The organism is Actinomadura hibisca NBRC 15177 (assembly GCF_001552635.1).
In the GTDB taxonomy this organism is placed as follows: domain Bacteria; phylum Actinomycetota; class Actinomycetes; order Streptosporangiales; family Streptosporangiaceae; genus Spirillospora; species Spirillospora hibisca.
In genome coordinates this window covers 1-25818 of the sequence record NZ_BCRO01000120.1, presented here as the reverse complement: position 1 = coordinate 25818, position 25818 = coordinate 1, and the positions used below count along the sequence as shown (strand labels likewise).

Here is a 25818-nt window from a genome sequence, read left to right as displayed (position 1 = left end):
GGGACGCCCGCCGTTTCCTTGCGCTCAGCCCGGCGGCTCCAGCCCGTGCTGCCGCAACCGGGCCCGGCGCAGGTCGTCGGCGCTGATCACCACGGTGAACACGCTGGAGACCAGCACCAGCGCCACGACCAGCGCCCGGATCCACCACGGCCCCGGCAGGAACGCCAGCCCGGCGCAGATCGGGAGCATCAGCGCCAGGTGCCGCAGCAGGACGCGGGCGCGCCAGCCCGCGTCGGTCAGGTCGTGCCGCACCCACTCACGGTTCTCGGGCGGCAGCCGGAACCCCAGCGTGTACCGGGCCCACCGCAGCGGGCCCGGATCGCCTGGCAGGCGGGCCATCGCGGGCGGCTAGAACCCGCCGCCGAAGTCCCCGCCGCCCCCGCCGAAGTCGCCTCCGCCACCGAAGTCGCCGCCGCCGAAGCCCCAGTCGCCTCCGCCGCCGCCCATGTCGCCGCCGCCTCCGTCGAAGCCGCCGCCGTAGCCGCCGTAGCCGAAACCGCCGCCCATCATCGAGCCGAGCATGGTGCCGATCATCATGCCGCTGATCAGGTCCATGCCGCCGTACCCGGCGTAGTAGCCGCCCGCGTAGGGCGCGTAGGCCGGTCCGGCGTCCCAGTAGGGGCGGCGGCCGTTGCCGTAGGGCACCATCCGCACGTCGGGCGTGCCGCCCGCCAGCACGGCCTGGGCGTCGGCGGCGCAGGCCGGGACCGACCGCGCCACGCCGCCCGGCGGGGCCCACATGACGTCCTGCACGGACGGGCCGTGCTGCGGGTTGAAGAAGCAGGGCGCGCGCCGCTCGGGCACGGGCTCGCCGGCCAGCCGGGCGCGCGTGGCCGTCATGTAGTAGCGGCCGTCCTCCAGCGCCTCGGCGACCGCGCCCATGTCGGCGGGCCGGGCGGCCCGCTCGGTGGCGGTCTTGGCCTTGTCGTAGGAGTTCATGGCCCGCTCGTAGTCCTCGCGGATGGGGGCGGGCAGCTCCTTGTCCATGACGTTCAGGTCCAGGCGGGCGATGTCCTCGCCGAGCAGCGTCACGTCCTCTTCGACGCCCTGCTTCAGCTCGGCCATCTCGCGGGCGTCCTTCTCCCGGCGGCGCTTGCGCGCCATCAGGAAGAACCCGAGCCCGGCGGCGACCACCAGCAGCAGCACGCCCAGCGTGACGAACATGCCGACCAGCCCGCCGCGGGCCTGGTCGTCGGCCTTCTTCTCGACCGCCCGGGTGAACCCGACGACCTGGTCGGCGGCCGACGCCCCCTGGACGCCGCTCTGGGCGACGACCTGGTTGATCTCGGAACCGCTGAGGTCCTTGGAGATGGCGCGGACGTGCTGGCCGTCGGCGGTGACCGCCACGTAGGTCTTGCCCTTGCCGACGGTGTTGGCGATGTTCACCAGCGTCGGCCGGATCCGGGCCAGGTCGGTGTCGTTGGGGATGATCACGGCCCGCACGTCGGCGTCCTCCGCCGAGTCCAGCGCCTGCCGGGCGCGCTCCTGGTCGCCCGCCGGGACCGCCGGGGCGACCGTGCTGACCACGTACAGCCGGGACTTGAGCAGCCCCTGCGCGATCTGGGTCGAGGTGTCGGCCTGGGCCGGTGCGGCGAACCCGAACATCAGCAGGGCGACGACGGCGATGACTGCCGGAAGGGCGCCGAAACGCGCCTTCCGCATGGACAGCAGTTCCGAAGTCATGATTACAGTCTGCCTCCTTACCAGGTAAGACGCTCGGGCGGCGGGGGACGTTCCGCCCCTTTGACCGCGTATGCCGACGCGCTCCTTGCGCGTCGGAACCCGGCGGCCCCCGGCTTCGTCCCAGGCACGTGATCAATCCCCCTGTACCCCGCCCAACCCCCGCGACCCCTGATCAATGGCGCGCTTTGGCGGCCGAATGGTCGGCGGTCGCCGCCGGGAAGCGGCCCGACGCGTCGGCCCTCTACGCGGAGTGCGCCGCCCGGCTGCGCGAGGACCCCGGAGGCGGGCGCGCCCGCGCCTGGGCGCTGGGCGTCCTGATCATGGCGCGCGCCCTGGCGGGGGAGGAACTCACACCCGCCCTGGCCGACCCGCTGGTGGCGACGCTGAGCGAGGTGGACGCCGTCCAAGGGGCCCGCCCATGTGACGCGGCAGCCCGTCGGGCCCGAGCGCCAGTGCCGGGGCCGGGCGGCGGAGGCCCGGTCCGGTCAGCGCCGCCGAAGCCGCCGTCGTGCAGGCGGCGTCGCAGCAGCCGGGCCGCGCCGGTCCGAGCGTCCCGGTGGGCGATCAGCAGCCGGCCGTCGACGGGGAGCACGACCTCGACGCCGGCCACGGGGACGTCGCCGTCCGGCACGCCGGGCGGCTGCGCGGGCTCCGGAAACGGCGACGGCGCCCCGCCCCGATGGTCGGGGCGAGGCGCCGTCAAGGCTCCGAGCGGTGTCAGGAGTCCTTGATCTCGCAGATCACCGCGCCGCTGGAGACGGTCTGGCCGACCTCCGCCGCCAGGCCGGTGATCGTCCCGGCCTTGTGGGCGGTCAGCGGCTGCTCCATCTTCATCGCCTCCAGGACCACGATCGTGTCCCCGGCGGCGACGGTCGCGCCGTCCTCGGCGACCAGCTTGACGATGGTGCCCTGCATCGGGCTCACCAGCGAGTCGCCCGACGCCTGCGCGCCGCCGCCCTTCTTGCCCGAGCGGCGCTTGGCCGGGGCCGCCTTGCCCCCGGCGCCCGCGGCGGCCGACGCGCCCAGCCCGGCGGGCAGCACGACCTCCACGCGCTTGCCGCCCACCTCGACGGTGACGCGCTCGCGCTCGCCCGCCTCCTCCTCGTCCGCCGGAGCGGCCTGGTAGGGCGGGATCTGGTTGTCGAACTCGGTCTCGATCCAGCGGGTGTGCACGGTGAACGGCTCGTCGTCGTTCTCCGGCACGAACGCCGGGTCCTCCAGCACCGCCCGGTGGAACGGCAGCACCGTCGGCATGCCGTCGATCACGAACTCCGCCAGCGCGCGCCGCGAGCGCTCCACGGCCTGCCGCCGCGTCGCGCCGGTGACGATCAGCTTGGCGATCAGCGAGTCGAACGCCTGCGGGACGGTCTGGCCCTCGACGTACCCGGCGTCCAGCCGCACGCCCGGACCCGACGGCGGCTCCCACTTCACCAGCGTGCCGACCGCCGGCAGGAAGCCGCGCCCGGCGTCCTCGGCGTTGAAGCGGAACTCGATCGAGTGGCCGCGCAGCTCGGGGTCGCCGTAGCCGAGCTCCTCGCCGTCGGCGACGCGGAACATCTCGCGCACCAGGTCGACGCCCGCGACCTCCTCGGTCACCGGGTGCTCGACCTGGAGGCGGGTGTTGACCTCCAGGAACGAGATCGTGCCGTCCTGCCCGACCAGGAACTCGCAGGTGCCCGCGCCGACGTACCCGGCCTCCTTCAGGATCGCCTTGGAGGAGGTGTAGAGCAGGTCGAGCTGCTCCTGGCTCAGGTAGGGGGCCGGGGCCTCCTCCACCAGCTTCTGGTGGCGGCGCTGGAGCGAGCAGTCGCGGGTGGACACCACCACGACGTTGCCGTGCCGGTCGGCCAGGCACTGGGTCTCCACGTGCCGGGGCTTGTCGAGGTAGCGCTCGACGAAGCACTCGCCGCGGCCGAACGCGCCGACGGCCTCGCGCACCGCCGACTCGTACAGCTCGGGCACCTCCTCCAGCGTCCGGGCGACCTTCAGGCCGCGGCCGCCGCCGCCGTAGGCCGCCTTGATCGCGATGGGCAGGCCGTGCTCGCGCGCGAACTCCACCACCTCGTCGGCGCCCGACACCGGGTCCTTGGTGCCGGCGACCAGCGGCGCGCCGACCTTCTGCGCGATGTGCCGGGCCTGCACCTTGTCGCCCAGCGCGGTGATCGCGGCGGGCGGCGGGCCGATCCAGGTCAGGCCCGCGTTCTCCACGGCGGCGGCGAAGTCGGCGTTCTCGGCCAGGAAGCCGTAGCCGGGGTGCACCGCGTCCGCGCCGGAGTCGGCGGCGATCTTCAGGATCTTGTCGATGCTCAGATAACTGTCGGCGGCCGTCGAGCCGCCCAGCGCGTACGCCTCGTCGGCGACCCGAACGTGCAGGGCGTCCAGGTCCGGCTCGGCGTACACCGCGACACTGGTCAACCCGGCGTCGCGACAGGCGCGGGCAATGCGGACCGCGATCTCTCCGCGGTTGGCGATCAGGACCTTGCGCACGTGGGGCTCCTCCCTCAACCTCGCACGGCAGTCTAGATAATCGCCGCCCGCGGGTTTCGTAAGGCCCTCCTTATTGGCGGTTCCGCGCAGTTCAGCGGGGCCGCCCGGACATGCCGGAGCCCCGTGCGAGCGGTGCTCGCACGGGGCTCCGGCGCGCCGGCGGAGACGGAGGTGTGGCGGGACCCCCGCAGGTCAGCCCTGCTTGCGGCCGTACCGCCGGTTGAACTTGTCCACCGCGCCGGTGGTGTCCATGAGGCGGCTCTTGCCCGTGTAGAACGGGTGGCTCGCCGAGGACACGTCCACGTCGACGACGGGGTAGGTGTTGCCGTCCTCCCACTCGATCGTGCGCTCGCTGGTGGCGGTGGAGCGGGTGAGGAAGGTGTAGTCGGCGCTGCGGTCCCGGAAGACCACGTAGTGGTAGTCGGGGTGGATGTCCTTCTTCATCGGTCCTCCCGGTAGGTCTGGTGGCTGCGGGCGATCGGGTCGTACTTGCGCAGGATCAGGCGATCGGGATCGTTGCGGCGGTTCTTGCGGGTCACGTAGGTGTGACCGGTGCCGGCGGTCGACCGCATCCTGACCACGGGCCGGAGCTCGTTGCGTGCCATCTGTCCCCCTTCCGCAGCGGCGGCTGCACGATGGCGTCAACATGATGATAACGGTTTTCATTCCATGTGAACGCGAGGGCCTGTCGCGGGCCGCGCCGCCGGTGTATGTTCGCCACTGATCAGCGCGAGAGCGGGAGTCGTATGGCGCAGCACCGGACCCTTCTCGGCCTGGCGTTCGCCCTGGCCGGATGCGTCCTGCTGCCCTCCTCCGCCGTGCCGCCCGGCCGCCCCGTCGTGGACGCCGAGACCACCCGGCAGCTCACCGCCGCCGCCCGCGCCCTGGTGCAGGACCGCTCCCAGGCGCTGGTGGCCCGGCGCGACCGCAGGCCACCCGCCGAGGTGCTCGGCGTGCGGATCTCCCCCCGGCTGGCCGGCGTGCAGGAGCGCGCCGTCCGCGAGCTGGCGGGCCGCAACCGCGCCCCGGTCGCGGGCGGGCCGGTCTTCACCGGCGTCCGCACCACGCTGGCCGCCGACCGCGCGGTGCGGCGCGGCGACCGGATCACCCTGGAGGCCACCGAGCACACCGAGGCGCGCTACGACACCGGCAGGTTCGTGCAGTCGGTGCGGCGGCGGTTCGAGTTCACCACCCGGGACCGGCGGCTGACGCTGGTCGGCGAGGGCGTCCTGGACCCGGCCGCGCGGCCGGTGAACGACCCCGAGCGTCCGACGGGCCGCTGACAGCGGCGGTCAGGTCCCCGGATCTTCTGTTGTGCGAGGCCGGCGCTGGCGCGGCCGGTCCGGCGTCCTGCGCATTCATTGACGCACAGTAATAATACCCGTCAGAAAACTCCGGAGCGTGACGCGGGGGGCGCGAAACGCGTGATCACACCGTTGCCGTGGCCGAATCCGGCCAGCAAAACCCGCCGGTAATGCGGCGGAATCGGCGGCGCGGACACCGGAACCGTCTGGATTCTTGTGATCGATGGGGCGTAGGCTGTCGCCATTCTTGGGCTTGAACAGTTCGGCCCCGCGTTCGCGGGTGATGGTCACGTTCCAGCGGCAACACCGGCGCCTCCCCAGGACCGCCGGCAGGCGAGGAAAGGGTCCAAGCATGAGCGGTGACAAGCGCGGCGCCAGCATCGCGGCACTGGAAGACCTGTCCCGGATGTTCAGCAAGCACTCCAAGAACCTGGACGCCCTGATCAAGGACCTGAACGGCCGCACCGTCAGCAGCACCGAGATCTGGTGGGGTCCGGGCGCCGACCGCTTCCGCGCCGCCTGGATGGAGGCCAAGACGGCCTTCGACAAGATGGCGGTCGCGCTGGAGCAGGGCAGCCAGGACATCAAGCGTTCCCAGCAGAACATCGAGGCCGCCACGCGCTGACGGGCGACCTCCCACGGACCGCGGGTCCCGGCCCATCCCCCCGAGGCCGGGGCCCGCGCCATTTCGCGCACCGACGCGGGCGGGGACCCGCTGCGGGACGCGCGCACCTATGCGGGCGGGGGTCCGCGGAGGGACGGGGACGGGCGTGAACGAGGCCGATCTTTTCCGGGCGCGGCTGCTGCTGGACCGCGTTCAGGCGTTGTCGGACGAGCACTGGCACCTGCTGGCCGGACCGGCGCGGGCGATGGGCGACCACGCGTGGGTGGGCGGCCCGTCGGCGTCGGGCTTCGCGGGCGAGTTGCAGCGCAACCAGGCGGAACTGCAGGCGCAACTGCGCAGATCGCTGGCCCTGATCCAGGAGAAGCTGCGCACCCCGCTGGCACGGTGACGCGATGGCCGACAAGTGGCTGGCGCCCGACACGTGCGGGGTGAAGCTCGCCGAGTTCGAGCGCATGACGCAGGACATGACGCGGGCGGCACCGCAACTGGCGGAACTGGCCGACCAGCTCTGGCAGGCGCTGAACGGCGCGGGCGTGAGCACGGCGCCCGCGATGGAGATCAAGCGGATCGCGGCGTGGGCGCGCGAGGCGTCGATCGACCTGCGCCGCCGCAACGAACTGGTCCGGGCGATGGACCGCGAGCAGCTGGCGATGCGGGTATGCCGGGCGGACGGGACGTACCTGACGCTGCCGGACCGCTACACCGACCAGATCGGCTACGCGGAGGGCCGCCGCGTGGCGACGCTGGTGCGGAAGGCGGCGGCGGGCGACGCGCGGGCGCGGGCGGAGCTGATGCGCCGAGACCCGGCGGACGTGACGCCGGCGATGGCGAAGGCGCTGGTGACGGACCTGGGCGCGAAGGGCCTGTTCGACGTGACCGGAAGGCTGTGCGACCAGGTGCGGGCGCAGCGGGGCGACGAGGCGCTGGCTCAGAGCACGTGGAAAGCGTTGGGCGTACTGGGCCGGAGCCTGGCGCTGACGACGGACCCGGGCCGGAAGAACGGCTACGCCGGGGGTGGCTTTCTCGGCGACCTGGTCCGTGAGGGCCAGGGCAACTTCCCGCCGAGCGCTGCGCTTCCGGCGGGGATCACCGGCTACCAGGCGCTGTCGACACTGCTGGTGAGCGCGGGGGACAACCGCTTCTCGCCGGAGTTCTTCAAGGTGGTGGGCACGGGCATGATCGCCCACGACCGCCACATCCGCGAGACCTTCGGCAACGCTCCACTGCCGGACCTGACGGGCCGGTTCAGGGACGGCGCGAGTTCGTCTTCAGCCCCTGGAGAGGGAAGGGACTTCCTGGTTCCACTCCTGAACGCTGCGGCGGCCTCGGGCAAGGAGGGGGCGCGGGCGCTGTTCCGCGGGGCTCCGATGGGGCCGCATGCGAAGGACGCTCCGGCGAGCATGCGGATGGGGAACCTGGAGTACCTGCTGAGCGACCGGCGGGAACTGTGGGGGAAGGGGCCTGAGGCGGACCACGGGGCGGCGCTGGGGGAGGCGCTGAGGGTGGCGGCTGCGGGACAGGACGAGCTGTCGCAGGCACTGGCGTTCGACGCGGGCAAGATCCTGGCCGACGACGCCAAGAAGCACTTCACGGTCAAGGACGACAAGATCGAGATTCAGGGCGAAGACCGGCTGGACGCCCTGTCTGGTCTGCGCGTCCCTGCGGCGCAGGTCTTCGCTGTTCATATCACCAAGATGAACGACATCTATCAGGCTTTCCGCTTCGGTGCGAAGACCGGTAGCACTCCGATGGACGATGCGGATCTGGACTATCTGCTGCTGGAACTGACGCGAAGTGCCGACGCCTACGACACCTTGCTCAAGGCGCAGATCGCTCATGCGAAGGTCGCCATCGACCGTGCGGCTCCTGGCGGAGAGGACAAACTGAGTAACGCGATCATCGGAGAGGGGTGGATGTTCGGTCACTTGCTGGAAGCTCGATACCAAACCACGAACGGTGAGGAGTCTCGTCTCGCCGAGGACAGGAAGCGCATCGAGGGGTACGTCTCCATGGGGGTGGGCTTCGCTGGCGGCAAGGCCGTCGAATCGGTTGCCTCAAAGGCCCCTATCGTCGGAGAAGGGTTCAACCTGGTAGTAGGCAAGGCTCAGGATGAACTGACGAAGTGGATCGTGGAACGAGCGGCGGACAAGCCCAACGACGCCATCTTGGCTTCAAAGACCAGTACGGAAGCTGTTGAGAAACTCTTCGGTCAGATGACAGTTGCCTCACTGCACGCCCATGACCGGCTGCCAGAGTCTGACTTGAAGGGGCAGACCTTCGTCACCTCCGGCGCGCATCCGAAAATTCTTCCCATTGAATCAATGAGCGCTGATCAGTTTGAGGACTTCACGCGTTGGGCGAACCTGCAAGTCAAGCTTGATCAGGTAGGAAGCGCTGCTAAGTCTTCGATCGGCCAGGGCGCAGAGGAGGCGGCTGGGCATTATCGGAATACAGATGGAAAGAATGTCGCACCTGGCACTGGGCGGTGATGATCGTGAATCGATCCACCATCATTCCGCTTGTCATCATACTGCTAGTAAGCGCGGGTTGCGCCAAGGACAAGCCTCGCAGGATTTCACCTGTTCACCCTGTGGCCGAGACTTCTCCGTACCTCTGTGATCTGGTTCCGGAGGCTTCGTTTCGTCGAGTGTCCGGCATTGCAACTCCTCTAGAGGATTCCTGGTCGAATGGGCCACAGCCGGATAATGGCCTGTGTCTGGTGCGAACCGGCAAACAGCCTCCCCCTCTTGGGGTCTACTGGTCGTTCAACAAGGGGGAACAGATCGTGCGGAACAAGCGTGCTGAAAGCAAGGAGGACGCCACCTACCGCGATCTTCCTCCCGAGCTTGGCGACGGTGTCGCTACAACCGACGGCTCTAACGGCTTGTCGTCTCGGGACAATCTTGTAGTTGCGATGTTCCGGTGTGGTGAGCGGAAGCCCTGGATCAGTATCGACTTCGTGCCCGTCGTGCGGGGGCGGGATGCCGTGCAGGACATGGTTGACTTCATGCGCATCGCGCAGAAGCGCTTCGGGCAGATCCACAAGTGCACGCCCCGCCCCCGCTGAACCCTCTACTCCACCGTCACGCTCTTCGCCAGGTTCCTCGGCCGGTCGATGTCGTGGCCCAGGCTCAGTGCCGCGTGGTAGGCCAGGATCTGTAGCGGCACCGTCAGCAGGATCGGGTCCAGTTCCGGTTCGTTCTTCGGCACCACGATCGTGTCGTCCGCCACGGCTGAGTGCCCCACCGCGATCACCCGGCCCTTCCGTGCGCGGATCTCGCCCAGCGTCGTCAGGTTCTTGTCGCGCAGTTCGTCGTCCGGCACCACCGCCACCGTCGGCAGGTCCGGGGAGATCAGTGCCAGCGGGCCGTGCTTCAGTTCGCTCGCCGGGTACGCCTCCGCGTGCAGGTAGGAGATCTCCTTCAGCTTCTGCGCGCCCTCCCGGGCGACCGGGAAGCCTCGCACCCGGCCGATGAAGAACGCCGCGCGGTGTGCCGCCAGCTCGGCCGCCAGGGTCGCGATCTCGGCTTCGCGGTCCAGGATCTCCTGGATCTGGCCCGGCAGCGCCCGCAGGCCCGCCGCGATGCGTGCGCCGTCGGCGGGGGACAGGTCCCGGATCCGGCCCAGGTACAGCGCCAGCAGCGCGAACGCCACGCCCGTCGCCGTGAACGTCTTCGTTGACGCCACCGAGATCTCCGGGCCCGCGTGCAGGTAGATCCCGCCGTCGCACTCGCGCGCGATCGCGCTGCCCACCACGTTCACCAGGCCCAGCACCCGGCCGCCCTTGCGGCGCAGTTCCTGGACGGCGGCCAGGGTGTCGTAGGTCTCGCCCGACTGGCTCACCGCCACGTACAGGGTGTCGGGGTCCACCACCGGGTTCCGGTAGCGGAACTCCGAGGCGGGTTCGGCGTCGGCCGGGATGCGGGCCAGTTCCTCGATGAGCTGGGCGCCGAGCTGGCCGGAGTAGTAGGCGGTGCCGCAGCCGATGATCTTGACGCGGCGGATCGCGCGGGCGTCGCGCGGGTCCAGGTTCAGGCCGCCCAGGTGGGCGGTGTGGAAGCGCGGGTCCAGGCGGCCGCGCAGGGCGCGCTCGACGACCTCGGGCTGCTCGTGGATCTCCTTGGCCATGAACGTCGCGTGGCCGCCGGTGTCGTAGGAGGCGGCGTCGGCGTCCAGTTCGGACGGCTCCTTGGTCGTGGCGCGCGCCTCCAGCGTGAACGTCCGGTAGCCGCCGGCGGTCAGCGCCGCGATCTCCCCGTCGTCCAGGTGCACCACCTGCCGGGTGTGCCCGGCCAGCGCCGACACGTCCGAGGCCGCGTACATCTCCTTGTCGCCTAGCCCCAGCACCACCGGGCTGCCGTTGCGCGCCACCACGCACACGCCGGGACGGGACGCGTCCACCACCGCGATCCCGTAGGTCCCGACGATCCGCGTCAGCGCCAGCCGGACGGCCTCGGCCAGGTCCACGTCCGGGTCGGCGGCCGCCGCCGCGATCAGGTGCGCCAGCACCTCCGAGTCGGTCTCGGACGCGAACTCCACGCCGTCGGCGGTCAGCTTGGCGCGCAGTTCGTCGGCGTTCTCGATGACGCCGTTGTGCACGATCGCCACCGTCCCCGACACGTGCGGGTGCGCGTTGGCGTCGCTCGGCTCGCCGTGCGTGGCCCAGCGGGTGTGGCCGATGCCCGGCGCGCCCTTGAACCGGGCGGGCAGGCCCTCGGCGGCGTCGCGCACCCGGCCCTTGGCCTTGCGCACTCTGAGCTGGCCCGACTTCCCGACGACGGCCACGCCCGCCGAGTCGTAGCCGCGGTACTCCAGCCGTTGCAGGCCCTCGAACAGGATCGGCGTCGCATCCTGGGGGCCGACATAGGCGACGATTCCGCACACGTTGCTTCCGCTCCTCACCCGTAGACGATGCGCCGCAACTGGCGCTCGGACAGCTCGGGCGGGGCCACCCGGCGTCCGGCCAGCTCGGCGGAGATCCGCCGGAAGATCTCGGGGTTGGTCAGCCCCCGCGCCTGTAGCTCGGCGTGGCGGCGGCGGACGAAACCCTCGACGGGCTCGCCGAAATACGCCAGCACGTCGGCGACGACCCGGGCCGCCTCCCCGGGGCTCAGGGGGCTGGTCCGGGTCAGGTGGGCGACCAGATCTTTGTACGGCACCCGGCGAGTATGGCGTTGCGGGGGAGTGGAAAGCAAGAATCCTGCCCGGAATCGGGCAGGATTGCAGCACTTGGCAGAGAGATTCGCCGTTCGAACTTGGTTGGTCCGGCGCTTGACCTGGAGCGTGCTTGAGGTTGCAGAATCAGCTCATGATCTCTGAACCTTTGACCGGCGGACGCGCGCTCGTGCTCGGTGCGGGCGGTGCCGTCGGAATCGCCTGGCTGGCCGGGCTCGCGGCGGGGCTGCGCGACGCCGGTATCGACCTGAACGAGGCCGACCGGATCGTCGGCACCTCGGCGGGGTCCGCTGTTGGGGCCGTCCTGCGCACCGGCCAGGATCTCGATCGGCTCGCTTCGCCGCCCCCAAGGCCGGAGGCCGGGGCGGCGAGTCCTGACTTCGCGCTGATGGCCCAGGTCTTCGGCATCCTCGGTGATCCCGCACGCGAGCCTGCCGCCGCCCGGCGTGACGTCGGCGCGCTCGCGCTGGCCGCCGACGCCCTCCCCGCCGAGACGCACGTCACGCGCATGGGCCGCATCGTCGGAGCCGTCGACTGGCCCGACCGCGATCTCCGCATCACCACCGTGGACGTCGAGACCGGCGAGCGGCAGGTCTGGGACCGCGCCAGCGGCGTTCCCCTCGCGGACGCCGTCGCCTCCAGCACCGCCGTGCCCGGCGCGTTCCAGCCCGTCCCCATCGGTGGTCGTCGCTACATGGACGGCGCGATCGGCTTCGGCGCCAATGCCGATCTGGCCGCCGGTGCTGATGTGCTGGTCCTCGTCGAGCCGCTCGCGCATGTCATGCCGCCTGGTCCCGTCTCGGGCAAGACCGTCCGCATCGGGCCCGACGCCGCGTCCCGGCAGGCCTTTGGCGACAATCTCGGAGACCTCGCCCGCTGGCCCGACTCCTACCGCGCCGGTCGTGCGCAGGCCGTTGAGGCAGCGGAGATCCTCCGTCCTATCTGGTGAATTCCCGGCGGGGCGGACGGATGATGAGGGGGTCCGCCTAGCCCGGGAGGCCCCATGCGCCGCGTCGCCCAAGGGCTCGGCGGGGGCGCTCTGGCGGCGGGCGCGTGCGGGCTGCTCTCCATGCCCCTCACGATGTGGACGCTCGGCGTCGCCATGGCTCCTGATCGTCGCTGGATGCCTGCGCCGCCCTCGCTCGGTCTGGTCTTGGTAGTCGCGATTGGTTGCGCTGGGCTCTGCCTGGGTGTGGGCGCGGTGCTTCTGGTGCAGGGGCCGCGTGCGTTGGGGGGTGGGCTGGTCGGGGGGTGGGTCGTTGTCGGGTTGCTCACCTCGGGGTGGGCTGTTGGGCTGGCTCCGGATCTTTACTCGCCTGAACGTCGCTACGACGCGTTCGCCGATCGATTTACGGAACTGGCTCCGGACGAGGCCGAGCGGCGTGCTGGAGCCGAGTTGCGTACCGTTCTCCGGCTGGCCGGTGGGAAGGCCGGGGAGGTTCGGCGCACCGTGCGGGCCGGTGGGTGTTGGGCCTACCAGGGGCGTGGGACGGGGCTTGTTGAGCCGTCTGGCAGCGGTGTCGTCCAGTACGCGACCACCGTTGCGGCGCGGCCCGCCCAGCTCCTCGTCGACCGCGTCGCCACCCACATCGCCCGCGACCACAAAGCCACCGGCCGCAAGCACGAGGCCATCTTCGAGACCCCCGACGGCGTCACCACCGAACTCCTCGCCGGAGAAGGCGACTCCGGCGTTCTCGTCACCGTCCGCACGCCCTGCCTCCGCCGACTCCGCCCCTGACCCCGCGCTCAGTCTCCGTCCCTGACCTAGCGCTCAGCTTCCGCCTCTGGCCCCGCTCAGTCGGTCACCGGCGGCGGCAGCGCCACCTGGATCTGCGTCGTCGCCCCCAGCGCCACGAACAACCCCCGCCCCGTCGGCCCGCCCACCGCCGCGTTCCGCGGCAGCCGCAGCCCGAACAGGTCCCCGTCGTCCGCCGACTCCACCGCCAGCAGCACCCCCGACCGCGACCGCCGCGTGTCCGACAGGAACCCCCGGTACCCGCGCCCGATGTCCTCGGTCGTCCCGCCGATCACCACCGCGTGCTCCCCGTCGCGCGCCGTCCGCAGCACCTCGCGCAGCGCGTCGTCCAGCTCGCTCTCGTCCAGCAGCTCGGCGTCGTCCACGACCACCACGTAGCGGTGCTCCTCACCGATCGCGTCCGTCAGGTCGTCGGCCTCCGCGTCCGCGTTCAGCACCCCCAGCACGCCCGGACGCCCCGCCAGCAGTCGCAGCGGCGAGCGGCGCGGCGTCACCAGCACCACCGGCACCAGGCCGCCGCCCACCGCCGGGTCCAGCAGCGAGTGCACGATGGTCCGCAACGTCGTCGAGCGGCCCGAGCGCGGCGGGCCCGCCACCGCGAAGCCCGGCCCCTCGTTCAGCAGGTCCACCCCGACGGGCGCGAGCGTGTCGCCGCCCACCCCGACCAGCGCCCACAACGCCGACGGCGCCAGGAACTCCTGGTCCAGCGCCATCGCCTCCCGGTAGGTGACGCGCACCGGCAGCTCGTCCACGTGCAGGGGGCGCTGGCGGCGCGGCAGCCGCCCGTAACGGGTCACGCAGGCGCGCGCGATCTCCTGGAGTGCCGCCACCTGCGCCGTGCCCGACGGGTCGTCGCCCAGCAGCCCGATCTGCGACTCGCGCGGCGCGGCCCCCGGCCCCATCAGCTCCAGCGCCCGCCCCGGCGGCATCGCGGCCGGGACCTGCTTGTCCTGGAGCCCGGCGTACCCGTAGTCGTTGGGGTCGGCCATCCGCAGGATCAGCCGCCGGTCGAACACCGTCGACACCTGCCCGCCGAGGCCCGTCCGGTCGCCGGTGAACACCGCGCGCAGCCCCACCGCCGCGCCCTCGCGCAGCAGCCGCAAAACCTGGTCGACCAGGCGGCCGTAGTCGTAGTGCTCGAACGCCCCGACGAACCCCTCCCACCGGTCCAGCATCAGCACCATCCACGGCAGCCGGTCGGTGGCCGCGACGGCGGCGCGCTGCTCGGCCAGCGACGCGAAGCCCGCCTCGGCCAGCAACTGCTGGCGGCGCGACACCTCCGCCGACAGCGCCGTCAGCAGCCGCTCGCAGCGGTCGAGCTGGTCGCGGGTGACGACCGCGCCGCAGTGCGGCAGCGACACCAGCGGCAGCAGCGCGTTCGCGCCGCAGTCGATCGCGTACAGGTGCGCGTCGAACGGCGAGCACGATTCGGCCAGCGCGCCCGCCAGGCTGCGCAGCGCCGTGGACCGGCCCGATTGCGCCGAGCCCGCCACGTACAGGTGGCCGCCGGTCGCCAGGTCCAGCACGAGCGGTTCGCGCGCCTGCACGGCGGGCAGGTCGGTGATGCCGAACGCCAGCGGCGGCACGTCCACCACCGAGCCCCCGGCCGCCGGGCGCGGGGTGAGCCGGACCTGCTCGGGCAGCGGCGTCAGCCACGGCGACGGGCGGCGCGCGATCCCGGCGCGGCGCGCGGCCTCGTCCACCGCCTGCACCAGCATCGCGAGGTCGGTGACCATCGTGCCGTCGTCGGCGGCCTCGCGTGGCGCGGGCACCGGGCGGCCGAGCTGCTGCCACGGCAGCGGCATCACGGCCGTGCGGGCGGCGGGCACGCCGCCGCCTCCCGCGCGCCGCCCGCCGACCCGCGCCGACTGCACCGCGTGCGGCTCGGCCGCGCCCGACCGGACGTAGCAGCGGCCGGGCGTCGCCTTGGCGATCTGCGCGGCGTCGGGCACGTCCAGCACGTCGGTGGACTCGTCGGGGTCGGTGACGCGCAGCGCGATCCGCAGGTTGGTGTTGGCGCGGATGTCGGCGGTCACCACGCCCGCCGGGCGCTGGGTGGCCAGCAGCAGGTGCACGCCCAGCGACCGGCCGCGCCGCCCGATGTCCACCAGCCCGGTGACGAAGTCGGGCAGCTCGGTCACCATCGCCGCGAACTCGTCGATCACCAGGGTGAGGCGCGGCACCACCGGCAGGCCGGGGTCGGCCGGGCGCAGGTCGTTGTAGTCGTCGATGTCCTTGGCCCCGGCCCGCAGCAGGATCTCCTCGCGGCGGCGCAGCTCGGCGGCCAGCGACTCCAAGGCGCGTTCGGTGGCGTGGCCGTCCAGGTCGGTGACCATGCCGACGGTGTGCGGGAGCCGGGCGCAGTCCTTGAACGCCGCGCCGCCCTTGTAGTCGATGAGCACGAACGTCATCTCGTCGGGCCGGTTGGCGACGGCGAGGGAGGCGATCAGCGTCTGGAGCAGCTCGGACTTGCCCGCGCCGGTCGTCCCGGCGATCAGGCCGTGCGGGCCGTCGGCGGCGAGGTCCACCTCGAACGCGCCGTCGGCGGTCACGCCGACCGGCACGCGCGTGGTGCGGCCGCCGGTGCGCGCCCACGCGGCGAGCACGTGCTCGGCGGTCGGGGTGGCCATGCCGAGCAGGTCGAGCAGCCGGGCCTGGGCGGGGATGGCCTCGTCGGCGTCCTCGCGCGACACGTCGCGGACGGGGGCCAGCGCCCGCGCGACGCGGTCGGCCCACGACGGCGACACCTGGTCGGCCAGCACCGGCCCGATGACGTCCAGGCCCTCGCCCTTGAGCCGCACGGTCTCGGGCCGCTCGGGGTCCCAGGCGGCCACGGCCGCGCACTCCTCGGGCAGCAGTTTCTCTTCGTCGTCGATGCAGATGGCGTGGATGCCCAGCTCGGGACCGCGTGACAACAACATCGGCATCCCCGGCACGCGCCGCAGCGCCCGCGCCCCGTCCAGCACCACCAGGATGTTGTACGGGACGGCCTCGGCGGTCTTGGCCTCGCCGCCGAAGAACCCCGACGACGCCTGCGCCGCGCGCCGCCGCTCGGTCACCCGGATCGCCAGCTCGGTCACCCGGTGCGCGACCGACTCCGCATCGGTGCCGACCAGCACCGTGCACTCCTCGCCCTCGCGCGGCGCGCAGTGCGGCAACCACCGCACCCAGTTCCAGTCCCGGGCCGCCTCCTGGTCGGCGGCCAGCACCACGATGACCAGGTCGCGGGGGCTGTGCAGCGCGGCGGCCTGCGCCACCAGCCAGCGCGCCAGGCCCCGCGAGGCGGCGCGCGGCCCCGTCACGCCGAGCACGCCCAGCTCCGCCAGCGGCAGCGGGACGGGCACCAGCCGCGCGGTCGGCGTCTTCACCGGCTGCTCGCCGTCGTTGCCGGTCAGCTCGACGCGGGCGGGCAGGTCGGCGAGGCCGACGCGCAGGTGCAGCGTGTCGGGATCGTCGCGGCGGCGCTCCCACAGGCGGCGGCGCGGGCCGGTCGCGGTCAGCAGAACCTCGGCGGGATCGGGGTGCGCGGCGCGGCGTTCGGCCTGGTCGCGGCGGCGCAGGCCGTCCAGCTCGCCGCCGAACGCGGCCGTCTTCTCCCGGTACTCCTTCAGCGCCTTCTTGTAGGACTTGCGGCCGTGCAGCCGGTCGCCGATCCACTCGCCGACCGTCATCACCGGCCACGCCAGCGCGAACAGCGCCCACCACCACTGGTTGAGCGCGAACGCCATGACCAGCCCGAACGCCGAGAACAGCAGCGCCCCGAACAGCCGCAGCCGCTCCTTGGGGTTGCGCTCGGGCCGCTGCGGCACGGCGAGGCGGCGCGACCGGCCCGCCGGATGCAGGCGCGGCGGCCGGTTGAACGCCAGGCCGCCTTCGGGCAGCGGTTCCAGGTGGGTGTCGGGCGCGGTGCCGGGCGCGAGGGTGAGGATGCTGGCGCCGACCGCGAGCATGCCGCCGTCGGGCCAGCCGGTCTTGCCGTCCAGGGGCTCGCCGTCGAGGGTGGCGGTGGTGTGCGCGGACGGCTCGACCTGCACGCCGTCGCGGCCGACGGTGATGCGCAACGACCGGGTGGGGATCGCGGGATCGGCCAGCGCGATGTCCACGTCCGCGTCGGCTCCGCCGGACCCGCCGCCGAGCGTGCTGACGCCGACGCTGAGCCGGTGCACCGACCCGGCGGCCGGGCCGCCCACGACGCGGACCTCGACCAGGCCGGTGGGCTCGGCGAGCACGGTCGCGGCGGCGGCGCGGCGCTCGACGGCCACGACCGCGCCGTCGCGCAGCTCCTTGACGGCAAGGGCCTGCGGGTCGAGCATCCGGCCGTCCATCCACAGGGCGCGCTGCTCGTCCGCGGCCCGCTCGGCGGTCCCGCCGGAACGGCCCGCGCCGCCGCCGGAACGGTCGCCCGCCGCTATCGCCTTTTTCGAAAAGCGCGGTTCCGGAAGTGCGGACGAACTGATCGCCGTGGAATTGCCGTTCAATGCGCGGGAAAGTGTGCGCGCCACTCCGTCGACCGTCACTTCGGAATCGACGTTGATCACGACATCCCGGGGTCCGTCACCGGTCAGCGCCGTGCACGAGATCCGCATTCCTGCCCTCCATTGTGCGCCGCCGCCGGTCGGCCCGGGGACGCGACGGGCGGACGTGCGGCCCGGCACAGCTTAGTGAGCGGGACGGCCCCGGACGGGGGCCTCCCGGCGAGCGGTCCGCCCGCACCGCGCCGACCTGCGGCGGAACCCGGCGCCGCCGGGCAAGGACCAGCGCCTATCCCCGATAAAGGCATGTCCGCCCCCGAGGTTGTCAGTGATTGCTGTGACCCTTGGTAAGGGAGTAAGTGATCACCGAATTCCCTGGTCATCCCCGCACCGCGAGTCACGGGACGGCTTCACCTCACCGAATCCATTGACGCGGGCTCGGTGCCCCCGCGAGCATGGATCGCCCGATGTGCGGGGATCTCCGGGACATGGTCTCCGCCGGGCGGGAGGGAGCACGTGGGCAGTGCGATGAAGGCCAACCGGACGCCCGTCGCGGGCGCTGTCACCGGCACCCGGCCCGGCGGTCCGGCCGCCGGGACGGGCGGCGCCGGACTGGGCTCGGCGGGCGGCCAGCGGCTGCCGGTCGCGCCCCGCGAACGCAAGCCCGCCCTCGCGGCGCTGGCCGTGCTGCTGATCCTCGGCGGCGCGCTCACCAGCGCCTACCTGGTCATGGCCAGCGGCCAGCGGGTGTCGGCCATCGCGATCGCGCAGCCGGTCGCGGCCGGGCAGAGGATCCCCGCGTCGGCGCTGAAGGAGGTGCCGGTCGGCGACACCGGCATCCAGTACCTCGACTGGGCCAACCGGCAGGACGTCACCAGCCTCTACGCGACCGTGCCGCTGGTGCCCGACACCCTGCTGACCAACAAGATGCTCAGCCGCGGCAACGAGGCCGCCAAGGGCCGCGTGGTGGTCGGCCTGGCGCTGAAGCCCGGCCAGTTCCCGGTCAAGGACCTGGCGGTCGGCAAGCGCGTCGGCCTGTACGCGGTCGGCGGCGGCAACAGCGGCGGCCCCAAGGCGGGCACCGTGCTGTCGGGCGAGGCGATCGTGGTGAGCCTGTCCCGGGGCGGCTCGGGCGACCGGCTGCGCGGCGACCAGACCACGATGGACGTCGCGGTGCCGCCGGGCGAGGCCGCGCTGCTCACCCAGGCCGCCTCCGCCGGGACGGTCGCCGTCGCGCTGCTGCCGGACGGCACGCGCGCGGCCCCCGCCGACGGCGGCGCGCCGCCGCCCACCACCGAGAAGCCCGCCCGCCCCGGCGACCAGCCGTCCCCGGGCGGCCAGCAGGCCCCGAACACAGGCGGGAACTGACACCGTGGCACTGATCGCGCTCGCGGCCGACAAGGGCGCGCCGGGCGTCACCACCGCCGCCGTCGCGCTCGGCGCGGTGTGGCCCCGGCCCGTCCTGGTCGCCGAATGCGACCTGGCGGGCGGCGACCTCGTCTACCGCCTGCCCGCCGCGCCCCAGGAGGGCGAGGGCGGGACCGGCGGCATGCTCAACCCCGCGCGCGGCCTGCTCAGCCTGGCCGCCACCGCGCGCCGCGGCCTGCGCCCCGAGCAGGTCGCCGAGCACTGCCAGCGGTTGGTCGGCGGCCTGGACGTGCTGGTCGGCCTCACCAACGCCGAGCAGGCGCAGGCGATGACCTGGTTGTGGGGGCCGCTCGGCCGCGCCTTCGCCGGGCTGGGGCCGGTGGACGTGCTCGCCGACTGCGGGCGGCTCGGCGCGGGCTCCCCGCTGACCGAGTTGACGCGCGAGGCCGACCTCGTCGTGCTGTTCACCCGCGCGACCCTCGAACAGGTCGCCCACCTGCGCGAACGCGTGGACGCCCTGGCCGGCGAGCTGCGCGGCGGCCCGCCCATCGGCATCATCGTGCTGGCCGACCCGCGCGACTACCGCGCCTCCATCGCCGAGGTCGACCGCATCATCGCCGGGGCGCAGCAGCGCCACCAGACGCCCGAGGGCGCGCCCGGCCCGCCCCGCGCGCCGGTGGCCGTGCTCGGCGGCCTCGCCCTGGACCCCAAGGGCGCGGGGCTGCTGTCGGGCAGTTGGGGCGGGAAGCTGGACCGCTCCCTGCTGGTCCGCTCGGCCCGCGAGGTCGCCGCCGCGCTCGTCACCCGGCTGGACGCCCGCCGCCCCGCGCCCGAGGCCCCGCCCGTCGACCTGCAACTCCAGGACGGGAGGCTCTGATGGACCACGCCCTCGTCAAGCGGCTGCGCCAGGAGGTCGGCGACCGGCTCGCCCAGCAGCGCCGCCTGGACGCCGCGCACGGCCTGCCGCCCATGTCGGGCGAGGACGAGCGGCAGTTCGCCCGCGCCCTGATCGGCCAGGTGCTGGAGGAGTTCGCGCGCGGCGAGATCACCTCCGGCCGCCGCCCGCCCAACGCCGAGGAAGAGGAGGCCCTCGCCGCCGGGGTGCACGCGGCGCTGTTCGGGGTGGGACGGCTCCAGCCGCTGCTGGAGGACCCCGAGATCGAGAACATCGACATCAACGGCTGCGACCGCGTGTTCATCGGGTACGCCGACGGCCGCGAGGTGATGGGCGAGCCGGTCGCCGAGACCGACGAGGAACTCGTCGAGCTGATCCAGATCCTGGCCGCCTACAGCGGGTTGTCCTCACGCCCGTTCGACACCGCCAACCCCCAGCTCGACCTGCGGCTGCCCGACGGGTCGCGGTTGTCGGCCGTCATGGACGTCACCGTGCGGCCCGCGCTGTCGATCCGCCGCGCCCGCCTCGGCAAGGTGTTCCTGTCGGACCTGGTCGGCACCGGCACCTTCAGCCCCGAGCTCGGCCGCTTCTTCAAGGCCGCGGTGCTGGCCCGCAAGAACATCATGTTCTCCGGGGCGACCAACGCGGGCAAGACCACCCTGCTGCGCGCGGTCGCCAACGAGATCCCGCCGGTCGAGCGCCTGATCACCGTCGAGCGCGCGCTGGAGCTGGGCCTGGACGCCTTCCCCGAGCTGCACCCCAACTGCGTCGCCTTCGAGCAGCGCCTGCCCAACTCCGAGGGCCAGGGCGCGATCTCGATGGCCGAGCTGGTGCGCCGCTCGTTGCGCATGAACCCCTCGCGCGTCATCGTCGGCGAGGTGCTGGGCGACGAGATCGTCACCATGCTGAACGCGATGTCGCAGGGCAACGACGGCTCGCTCTCGACCATCCACGCCAACTCCTCGATGGAGGTCTTCAACCGCATCGCGACCTACGCGATCCAGTCCGAGGAGCGGCTGCCGGTCGAGGCGACCCACATGCTGATCGCGGGCGCGATCGACTTCGTGGTGTTCATCGAGAAGCGCAACGACTACGCCAGCGGCGGCCGGCTGCGCCGCTACGTCGCCAGCGTCCGCGAGGTGACCGGCGCCGACGGCAGGGTGTTGTCGTCGGAGGTGTTCGCGCTGGGCCCGGAGGGGCACGCGGTCCCGGCCGCGCCGATCGCGTGCGCCGACGAGCTGGCCGAGTTCGGCTACGACACCGCCGCGGGTGTCTGGTGATCGCGCCGGACGTGCTGCTGGCGGTCGTCGCCGGGGCCCTGGTGGGCGGCGGCCTGATCCTGCTGGCGGCGGCGCTGCGCGGGATGCCGGCCTGGCCCGGCCCGTCGCGGGGACGCAGCCGCCAGGAGCTGCTGAAGACCCTCACCACCCGCACCGCGCTGGCCGTCATCACCGGCGTGGTCGTGCTGATCGTGACCCGCTGGCCGATCGCCGCGCTCGGCACCGGCGTGCTGGTGCTGTCCTGGAACGGCCTGGCGGGCGGCGCGGCCGAGGAGCGGCGCGGCATGGCGCGGCTGGAGGCGCTGGCCGCCTGGACCGAATCGCTGCGCGACACCATCGCCGGGGCGGTGGGGCTGGAGCAGGCGATCCCGTCCTCGCTGCGCGCCGCCGCGCCCGCGCTCCAGCAGCCGCTGCGCGAGCTGGTGGACCGGCTGCACACGCGCGTCCCGATGCCCGAGGCGCTGCGCCGCTTCGCCGACGAGCTGCACGACCCGTCCGCCGACCTGGTGATCGCCGCGCTGATCCTGAACGCCAAGCTGCGCGGGCCGGGCCTGCGCGACATGCTGGGCGCGCTGGCGTCCTCGGCGCGTGCGGAGCTGGACATGCGCCGCCGGGTGGAGGCCGACCGGCGCGCGACGCGGCGCAGCGTGCGGATCGTCGTCGGCGTGTCGGTCGGCACGGCGCTGGGCCTGGCGGTGTTCAACCACTCCTACGTCGAGCCGTACGACGACTTCGTGGGCCAGCTCGTGTTGTGCGTGGTGATCGCGCTGTACGCGGCGGCGTTCCTGTGGCTGCGGCGGCTGGCCAAGTACGAGCTGCCCGGCCGCTTCCTGACCGAACCGCGCCCGGCCCCGCCGGGCGTGCCCGGCGAGGCCCCGGCGACGGTGGCGGGCTGGCAGGGCAAGGGCGGCGACGGCACGTTGCGGGGCCGTCACACGATGGACGCGGGCGGGGGCGGTGCGTCATGACGGGCGCGATGCTGGCCGGGGCGGTCCTGGGGCTGGGCCTGTACGTGCTGGTGCGGGCGCTGTTCCCGGCGCGTCCGGGCCTGTCGGCGCGGCTGGCGGCCTTCGACGCGGCCCGCCGCCGCGACGTGGAGACGGCCCAGAACAGGCGTGTGTCGCCCACCCTGGAGCAGGTCGGCAGCCTGCGCTCCCGGGTCGGCCGCGAGGTCGTCCGGTTCTGCGACTCGCGCGGCTGGCAACTGCGCTCGACCCGCGCCGACCTGGCCATCACGGGCAAGTCCCTGGAGGGCTTCCTGGCGACGAAGTTCCTGCTGCCCGCCGCCGCGGTGTTGTTCATCCCGCTGCTGGTCGCCTACTTCGCCCTGCTCGGGCTGGGCACGTCCGCGCAGGTCCCGGCGTGGATCTGCGTGCTGTTCGCGGTGCTGTTCTTCTTCCTGCCCGACCTGCAGCTCCGGCAGGAGGCCGCCCGGCGGCGGCAGGACTTCCGGCACATGGTCGGGGCGTTCCTCGACCTGGTGTCGATGAACCTGGCCGGCGGGCGCGGCGTGCACGAGGCCCTGATGAGCGCGTCCAACGTCGGCGAGGGCTGGGGCATGTTGCGCATCCGCGACGCCCTGGCCAACGCCCGGATCACGGGGCAGACTCCTTGGCAGGCGCTGGGCCGGCTCGGCGACGAGCTGGACATCGCCGAACTGCGCGACCTGGCGGGGGCGCTGGCCCTGGTGGCCGACGACGGGGCGCAGGTCCGCAAGTCCCTGGCGGCGCGGGCGGCGTCCATGCGCAGCCGGGAACTGTCCGAACTCGAAGGCAAGGCGGGTGAGCGGTCGCAGTCGATGCTCGTCGCGCAACTGCTCATCTGCGCGGCCTTCCTGGTCTTTCTTGCCTATCCGGCACTGATGCGGGTGATGTCCGCGTGAGAACCCCCGACCCGACGAAGGAGGACTCATGGGTCCGCTGAATCCACTGAACGATCCGGCCGTCATCTACCTGCGGGCGATGCTGGGCGTCCGGCTCGACCGGCTGCGCGAGGACGGCGACCGCGACGCCGGGGCGTCGGCCATCGAATGGGCGATCATCACCGCCATCCTGGCGCTGATCGCGATCACCATCGGCGCCGTCATCCAGCGGCTGATCACCACCAAGGCCAACAGCATCAAGACGGAGTAGCGGTGGCGCACCGGTCCCGCCCGCCGCGGGACGCCGGGGCGTCCTCGATGGAGTGGGCGCTGCTGACGCCGGTCATCATCCTGGTGCTGCTCGCGGTGGTGCAGTTCGCGATGGTCTACCACGCCCGGCACGTCGCGCTCGCGGCGGCGCAGTCGGGCGCGCGGGTGGCGCGCACCCAGCCGGCCGACGCCGGCTGGCAGGACCAGGCCACCGCCAAGGCGACCGGCGACGTCCGCAAGATCGGCTCCAACCTGCTCACCGGCCTGACGGTCCGCACGGGTGAGGGCGGCGACCAGCGCTGGGTCGAGGTCAGCGGGCAGGCCGTGCGGGTCATCCCGTTCATGACCTTCAACGTCACCCAGCGCTCGGAGGGGCCGATCGAGTGCTTCCGGCCCGACGTGGGCGCCGGAACGGCCTGCGAGGGGGCCGGATGACCGACGAGCGCCGCGACGCGGGCGGGATGTCGCTGGAGATGGTCCTGGCGACCCCGCTGTTCGTCGCCTTCCTCCTGCTGCTGGCCGGGGCGGGCCGGATGGTGGACGCCAAGAGCCAGATGGACGGCGCGGCCCGCGACGCGGTGCGCGCCGCGTCGGTCGCCCGCAGCGCGGGCGGGGCCGAGCAGATGGCGCAGGAGTCGGCCGCCGCCACCCTCAAGACCAGCAAATGGTGCTCGGGCGGGCCCGCCGTGGCCACTGACACCGGCGACTGGGGCCCCGGCGGCTCGGTGCAGGTCACCGTCACCTGCGACGTGGACCTGAGCGACCTGGCGTTCATCGGCCTGCCCGGCACCAAACGGCTCCAGGGCAAGGCCCTCGCGCCGATCGACACCTACACCTACCGGGGCACCGACACCGCGAACACGCCACCGGGAGACGACCAGTGACGCGCCCGCCCGACCGCGGCTCGATCTCGATGTACGTGGTGCTGTTCACGCCCATGGTGTTCCTGTTGGCGGGCCTGCTGGTGGACGGCGGCCTGGCCATCCACGCCCGCCAGCGCGCCGCCGACATGGCCGAGCAGGCGGCCCGCGCGGGCGCGAACCAGATCGACGACGCGGCGCTGCGTGAGACGGGCAAGCCGGTCCTGGACCCGGGCCGCGCCCAGGCGGCGGCCTGCGACCTGCTGGACCGCTACGACGACAAGGTGACGGACAGCCGCTGCGAGGCGAACGAGGCGGAGGTGAACGTGACCGTGCAACTCACCGTCGAGCCGCAACTGCTGAGCATCATCCCGGGCTTCGGCTCGTTCACGATGACCTCGGAGGCATCGGCCGAACCCGTCACAGGCGCCGACGACGCCCCGCAGTGACCCCGGCCCCGCCGCAAGGCCGGACGGAGTGGAGAGCGCGGGCTGGATGCCGCGAGGCGACGCGGGATAGTTATGCGGGGATCGCCTTGTGCGGTCGGGGCATGTTTACGATGGCTTGGGGTTCAGCTCGATCAGAGACCGGCGACCGCTAGGGGCGCGATGGTGACGCGACAGGCTGGAGGCCCGGGGCTGGGGCAGGGGCCGCGGCGGCCGGTGCGGATCAAGCATCGGCGCGGGCCCGGTGACGTGCTCGCGGGGCTCGCCGCGCTCGTGGCGCTGGCGGCGCTGCTGGTGGGCGTGCCGTACGCCCTGCTCACCCTCTTCGGATCGCCGATCCCCGACGAGCTGCCCCAGATGTCGGACCTGACCGGGCAGGTCGGGCCGGGCGCGCTGATCACGGTGCTGGTCGCGCTGGTCTGGCTCGCGTGGTTGCAGCTCGCGTTGTGCGTGGTGGTCGAGGTCTACGCCGGGATCCGCGGCGTCGGGGTGCCCGCGCGGGTGCCGCTGGCCGGGGGCACGCAGTCGCTGGTGCACCGGCTGGTCGTCACGGCGCTGCTGCTGTTCACCGCGACCACGGCCGTCATGCCCGCGTTCTCGGGACGGGACCTGTTCCAGCAGCCGCCCGCGCGGACGCAGTCGCAGGAGTTCCAGCGGGTGGCGGCCGTGACGCGGCAGGCGCCCGCCGAGCCGGCCGCCGTCGACCTGGCGGCGCAGCCCGTCGAGAAGACGCGCACCACCAAGATCTACCGCGTGCAGCCGCCGGAGGGGCGGCACCACGAGAGCCTGTGGGAGATCGCCGACAAGTGCCTGGGGGAGGGGCGGCGCTACAAGGAGATCTACTCGCTCAACAAGGGGCGCGTGCAGCCCGACGGCAGCAAGCTCAGCATCGCGAGCCTGATCCGGCCGGGCTGGATCCTGGAGATGCCGGCCGACGCCAAGGGCGCCCAGGTCGTGTCGGTCCAGGACCTGGACGACTACTACAGGTACGGGCACGACGTTCCCGAACGGCAGGCACCCCAGCCTCAGCCGGAACCGGAGCCCGAACGGCAGCCCGCGCCTGCTCCGGCGCCCGGGGCCGGTACGCCTGCGCCCGATCCGACGCCGCCGTCGCCTTCCGCGCCGGAGACCCCTGCGCCGGAGACCCCTGCGCCGGAGACGCCCGCTCCCGAGACGCCCGCTCCTGAGACCCCTGCGCCGGAGACTCCCGCTCCCGAGACGCCTGCGCCTGAGACGCCTGCTCCTGAGACCCCCGCTCCTGAGACTCCCGCGCCCGAGACCCCCGCCCCCCAAGTCCCCGCGCCCGCCCCCAAACCCCCCAAGCACTCCGAGCCCG

General features: G+C 72.9%; 25 protein-coding genes. 17 read left to right on the top strand and 8 right to left on the bottom strand.

What is annotated here, in order from left to right:
• Positions 1-24: 24 nt before the first annotated feature.
• From AH6_RS39020 to rpmG, 5 genes are all read right to left on the bottom strand, one after another.
• Positions 25-339: a DUF5313 family protein gene (locus AH6_RS39020; RefSeq protein WP_067490920.1), complete on the bottom strand. Its 315-nt coding sequence runs from the start codon at positions 337-339 to the stop codon at positions 25-27.
• Positions 340-348: 9 nt separating this feature from the next.
• Positions 349-1683, bottom strand: a complete 1335-nt coding sequence (locus tag AH6_RS44930; protein ID WP_083983888.1) for a hypothetical protein — start codon at positions 1681-1683, stop codon at positions 349-351.
• 717 nt (positions 1684-2400) lie between these two features.
• Complete coding sequence (locus AH6_RS39005) at positions 2401-4170, bottom strand: acetyl/propionyl/methylcrotonyl-CoA carboxylase subunit alpha (protein ID WP_067490916.1); 1770 nt, start codon at positions 4168-4170, stop codon at positions 2401-2403.
• Positions 4171-4362: 192 nt separating this feature from the next.
• On the bottom strand, positions 4363-4614 hold the full coding sequence (locus AH6_RS39000; protein ID WP_067490914.1) for a type B 50S ribosomal protein L31: 252 nt from the start codon (positions 4612-4614) through the stop codon (positions 4363-4365).
• Positions 4611-4775 (bottom strand): 50S ribosomal protein L33, encoded by a 165-nt coding sequence (rpmG, locus tag AH6_RS38995; protein ID WP_067490912.1) that lies wholly within the window; start codon positions 4773-4775, stop codon positions 4611-4613. The genes AH6_RS39000 and rpmG overlap by 4 nt, the downstream gene beginning before the upstream one ends.
• Positions 4776-4916: 141 nt before the next feature.
• On the opposite strand from rpmG, the gene AH6_RS38990 reads away from it, so the two are divergent.
• The 5 genes from AH6_RS38990 (at position 4917) to AH6_RS44435 (ending at position 9166) form a co-directional block, all read left to right on the top strand.
• Positions 4917-5453, top strand: a complete 537-nt coding sequence (locus tag AH6_RS38990) for a hypothetical protein (RefSeq protein ID WP_067490910.1) — start codon at positions 4917-4919, stop codon at positions 5451-5453.
• Between the two features lie 373 nt (positions 5454-5826).
• A complete protein-coding gene (locus AH6_RS38985; protein ID WP_067490908.1) occupies positions 5827-6099 on the top strand; it encodes a WXG100 family type VII secretion target in 273 nt (90 codons plus the stop codon).
• 145 nt (positions 6100-6244) lie between these two features.
• Positions 6245-6487 (top strand): hypothetical protein, encoded by a 243-nt coding sequence (locus AH6_RS38980; protein WP_067490906.1) that lies wholly within the window; start codon positions 6245-6247, stop codon positions 6485-6487.
• A gap of 4 nt (positions 6488-6491) precedes the next feature.
• Positions 6492-8588 (top strand): hypothetical protein, encoded by a 2097-nt coding sequence (locus AH6_RS38975; protein ID WP_067490904.1) that lies wholly within the window; start codon positions 6492-6494, stop codon positions 8586-8588.
• 5 nt (positions 8589-8593) lie between these two features.
• Complete coding sequence (locus tag AH6_RS44435; RefSeq protein WP_157431991.1) at positions 8594-9166, top strand: hypothetical protein; 573 nt, start codon at positions 8594-8596, stop codon at positions 9164-9166.
• 5 nt (positions 9167-9171) lie between these two features.
• Here AH6_RS44435 and glmS read toward each other — a convergent pair whose 3' ends face one another.
• Positions 9172-11001 carry a glutamine--fructose-6-phosphate transaminase (isomerizing) gene (gene glmS, locus AH6_RS38970; RefSeq protein WP_245679670.1) on the bottom strand — a complete coding sequence of 610 codons (1830 nt, stop codon included), beginning with the start codon at positions 10999-11001 and terminating at the stop codon, positions 9172-9174.
• Complete coding sequence (locus tag AH6_RS38965) at positions 10998-11258, bottom strand: hypothetical protein (protein ID WP_067490900.1); 261 nt, start codon at positions 11256-11258, stop codon at positions 10998-11000. Before AH6_RS38965 ends, glmS begins: the two co-directional genes overlap by 4 nt.
• Positions 11259-11392: 134 nt before the next feature.
• On the opposite strand from AH6_RS38965, the gene AH6_RS38960 reads away from it, so the two are divergent.
• A complete protein-coding gene (locus AH6_RS38960; RefSeq protein ID WP_218006030.1) occupies positions 11393-12223 on the top strand; it encodes a patatin-like phospholipase family protein in 831 nt (276 codons plus the stop codon).
• 447 nt (positions 12224-12670) lie between these two features.
• Entirely contained in the window at positions 12671-13012 is a 342-nt protein-coding gene (locus AH6_RS44430; RefSeq protein ID WP_157431990.1) for a hypothetical protein, read from the top strand.
• A 56-nt stretch (positions 13013-13068) separates the two neighbouring features.
• Here the strand turns inward: AH6_RS44430 and AH6_RS38950 are convergent, their stop codons facing one another.
• Positions 13069-17508 (bottom strand): FtsK/SpoIIIE domain-containing protein, encoded by a 4440-nt coding sequence (locus AH6_RS38950; protein WP_307190412.1) that lies wholly within the window; start codon positions 17506-17508, stop codon positions 13069-13071.
• Positions 17509-18018: 510 nt separating this feature from the next.
• Between AH6_RS38950 and AH6_RS38945 the strand changes: the two genes are divergently transcribed.
• The 10 genes from AH6_RS38945 to AH6_RS38900 all read left to right on the top strand — a co-directional run.
• Complete coding sequence (locus AH6_RS38945) at positions 18019-18870, top strand: hypothetical protein (protein WP_157431989.1); 852 nt, start codon at positions 18019-18021, stop codon at positions 18868-18870.
• Between the two features lie 4 nt (positions 18871-18874).
• Positions 18875-19747: a hypothetical protein gene (locus AH6_RS38940; RefSeq protein WP_067490892.1), complete on the top strand. Its 873-nt coding sequence runs from the start codon at positions 18875-18877 to the stop codon at positions 19745-19747.
• Positions 19747-21045 (top strand): TadA family conjugal transfer-associated ATPase, encoded by a 1299-nt coding sequence (locus AH6_RS38935; RefSeq protein WP_067490890.1) that lies wholly within the window; start codon positions 19747-19749, stop codon positions 21043-21045. The genes AH6_RS38940 and AH6_RS38935 overlap by 1 nt, the downstream gene beginning before the upstream one ends.
• Positions 21042-22013 carry a type II secretion system F family protein gene (locus AH6_RS38930; RefSeq protein WP_245679669.1) on the top strand — a complete coding sequence of 324 codons (972 nt, stop codon included), beginning with the start codon at positions 21042-21044 and terminating at the stop codon, positions 22011-22013. The genes AH6_RS38935 and AH6_RS38930 overlap by 4 nt, the downstream gene beginning before the upstream one ends.
• Complete coding sequence (locus AH6_RS38925; protein WP_067490888.1) at positions 22010-22927, top strand: type II secretion system F family protein; 918 nt, start codon at positions 22010-22012, stop codon at positions 22925-22927. Before AH6_RS38930 ends, AH6_RS38925 begins: the two co-directional genes overlap by 4 nt.
• A gap of 28 nt (positions 22928-22955) precedes the next feature.
• A complete protein-coding gene (locus AH6_RS38920) occupies positions 22956-23177 on the top strand; it encodes a hypothetical protein (RefSeq protein WP_245679668.1) in 222 nt (73 codons plus the stop codon).
• A gap of 2 nt (positions 23178-23179) precedes the next feature.
• The gene (locus AH6_RS38915) at positions 23180-23611 is read left to right on the top strand and encodes a TadE/TadG family type IV pilus assembly protein (protein WP_245679667.1); all 432 of its coding nucleotides are present in this window, start codon (positions 23180-23182) and stop codon (positions 23609-23611) included.
• A complete protein-coding gene (locus AH6_RS38910) occupies positions 23608-24060 on the top strand; it encodes a TadE/TadG family type IV pilus assembly protein (RefSeq protein ID WP_245679666.1) in 453 nt (150 codons plus the stop codon). Before AH6_RS38915 ends, AH6_RS38910 begins: the two co-directional genes overlap by 4 nt.
• On the top strand, positions 24057-24485 hold the full coding sequence (locus AH6_RS38905; RefSeq protein WP_245679665.1) for a TadE/TadG family type IV pilus assembly protein: 429 nt from the start codon (positions 24057-24059) through the stop codon (positions 24483-24485). The genes AH6_RS38910 and AH6_RS38905 overlap by 4 nt, the downstream gene beginning before the upstream one ends.
• A gap of 213 nt (positions 24486-24698) precedes the next feature.
• Positions 24699-25818, top strand: a 1120-nt coding sequence (locus AH6_RS38900; protein ID WP_507762060.1) for a LysM peptidoglycan-binding domain-containing protein, incomplete at its 3' end; no start/stop codon positions are given.

What these genes read in the sequence shown, in the direction of transcription:
- AH6_RS39020 (WP_067490920.1), bottom strand. Translation starts at nt 339, where the DNA reads ATGGCCCGCCTGCCAGGCGATCCGGGCCCGCTGCGGTGGGCCCGGTAC.
- AH6_RS44930 (WP_083983888.1), bottom strand. Translation starts at nt 1,683, where the DNA reads ATGACTTCGGAACTGCTGTCCATGCGGAAGGCGCGTTTCGGCGCCCTT.
- AH6_RS39000 (WP_067490914.1), bottom strand. Translation starts at nt 4,614, where the DNA reads ATGAAGAAGGACATCCACCCCGACTACCACTACGTGGTCTTCCGGGAC.
- rpmG (WP_067490912.1), bottom strand. Translation starts at nt 4,775, where the DNA reads ATGGCACGCAACGAGCTCCGGCCCGTGGTCAGGATGCGGTCGACCGCC.
- AH6_RS38990 (WP_067490910.1), top strand. Translation starts at nt 4,917, where the DNA reads ATGGCGCAGCACCGGACCCTTCTCGGCCTGGCGTTCGCCCTGGCCGGA.
- AH6_RS38985 (WP_067490908.1), top strand. Translation starts at nt 5,827, where the DNA reads ATGAGCGGTGACAAGCGCGGCGCCAGCATCGCGGCACTGGAAGACCTG.
- AH6_RS38975 (WP_067490904.1), top strand. Translation starts at nt 6,492, where the DNA reads ATGGCCGACAAGTGGCTGGCGCCCGACACGTGCGGGGTGAAGCTCGCC.
- AH6_RS38935 (WP_067490890.1), top strand. Translation starts at nt 19,747, where the DNA reads ATGGACCACGCCCTCGTCAAGCGGCTGCGCCAGGAGGTCGGCGACCGG.
- AH6_RS38925 (WP_067490888.1), top strand. Translation starts at nt 22,010, where the DNA reads ATGACGGGCGCGATGCTGGCCGGGGCGGTCCTGGGGCTGGGCCTGTAC.
- AH6_RS38920 (WP_245679668.1), top strand. Translation starts at nt 22,956, where the DNA reads ATGGGTCCGCTGAATCCACTGAACGATCCGGCCGTCATCTACCTGCGG.
- AH6_RS38910 (WP_245679666.1), top strand. Translation starts at nt 23,608, where the DNA reads ATGACCGACGAGCGCCGCGACGCGGGCGGGATGTCGCTGGAGATGGTC.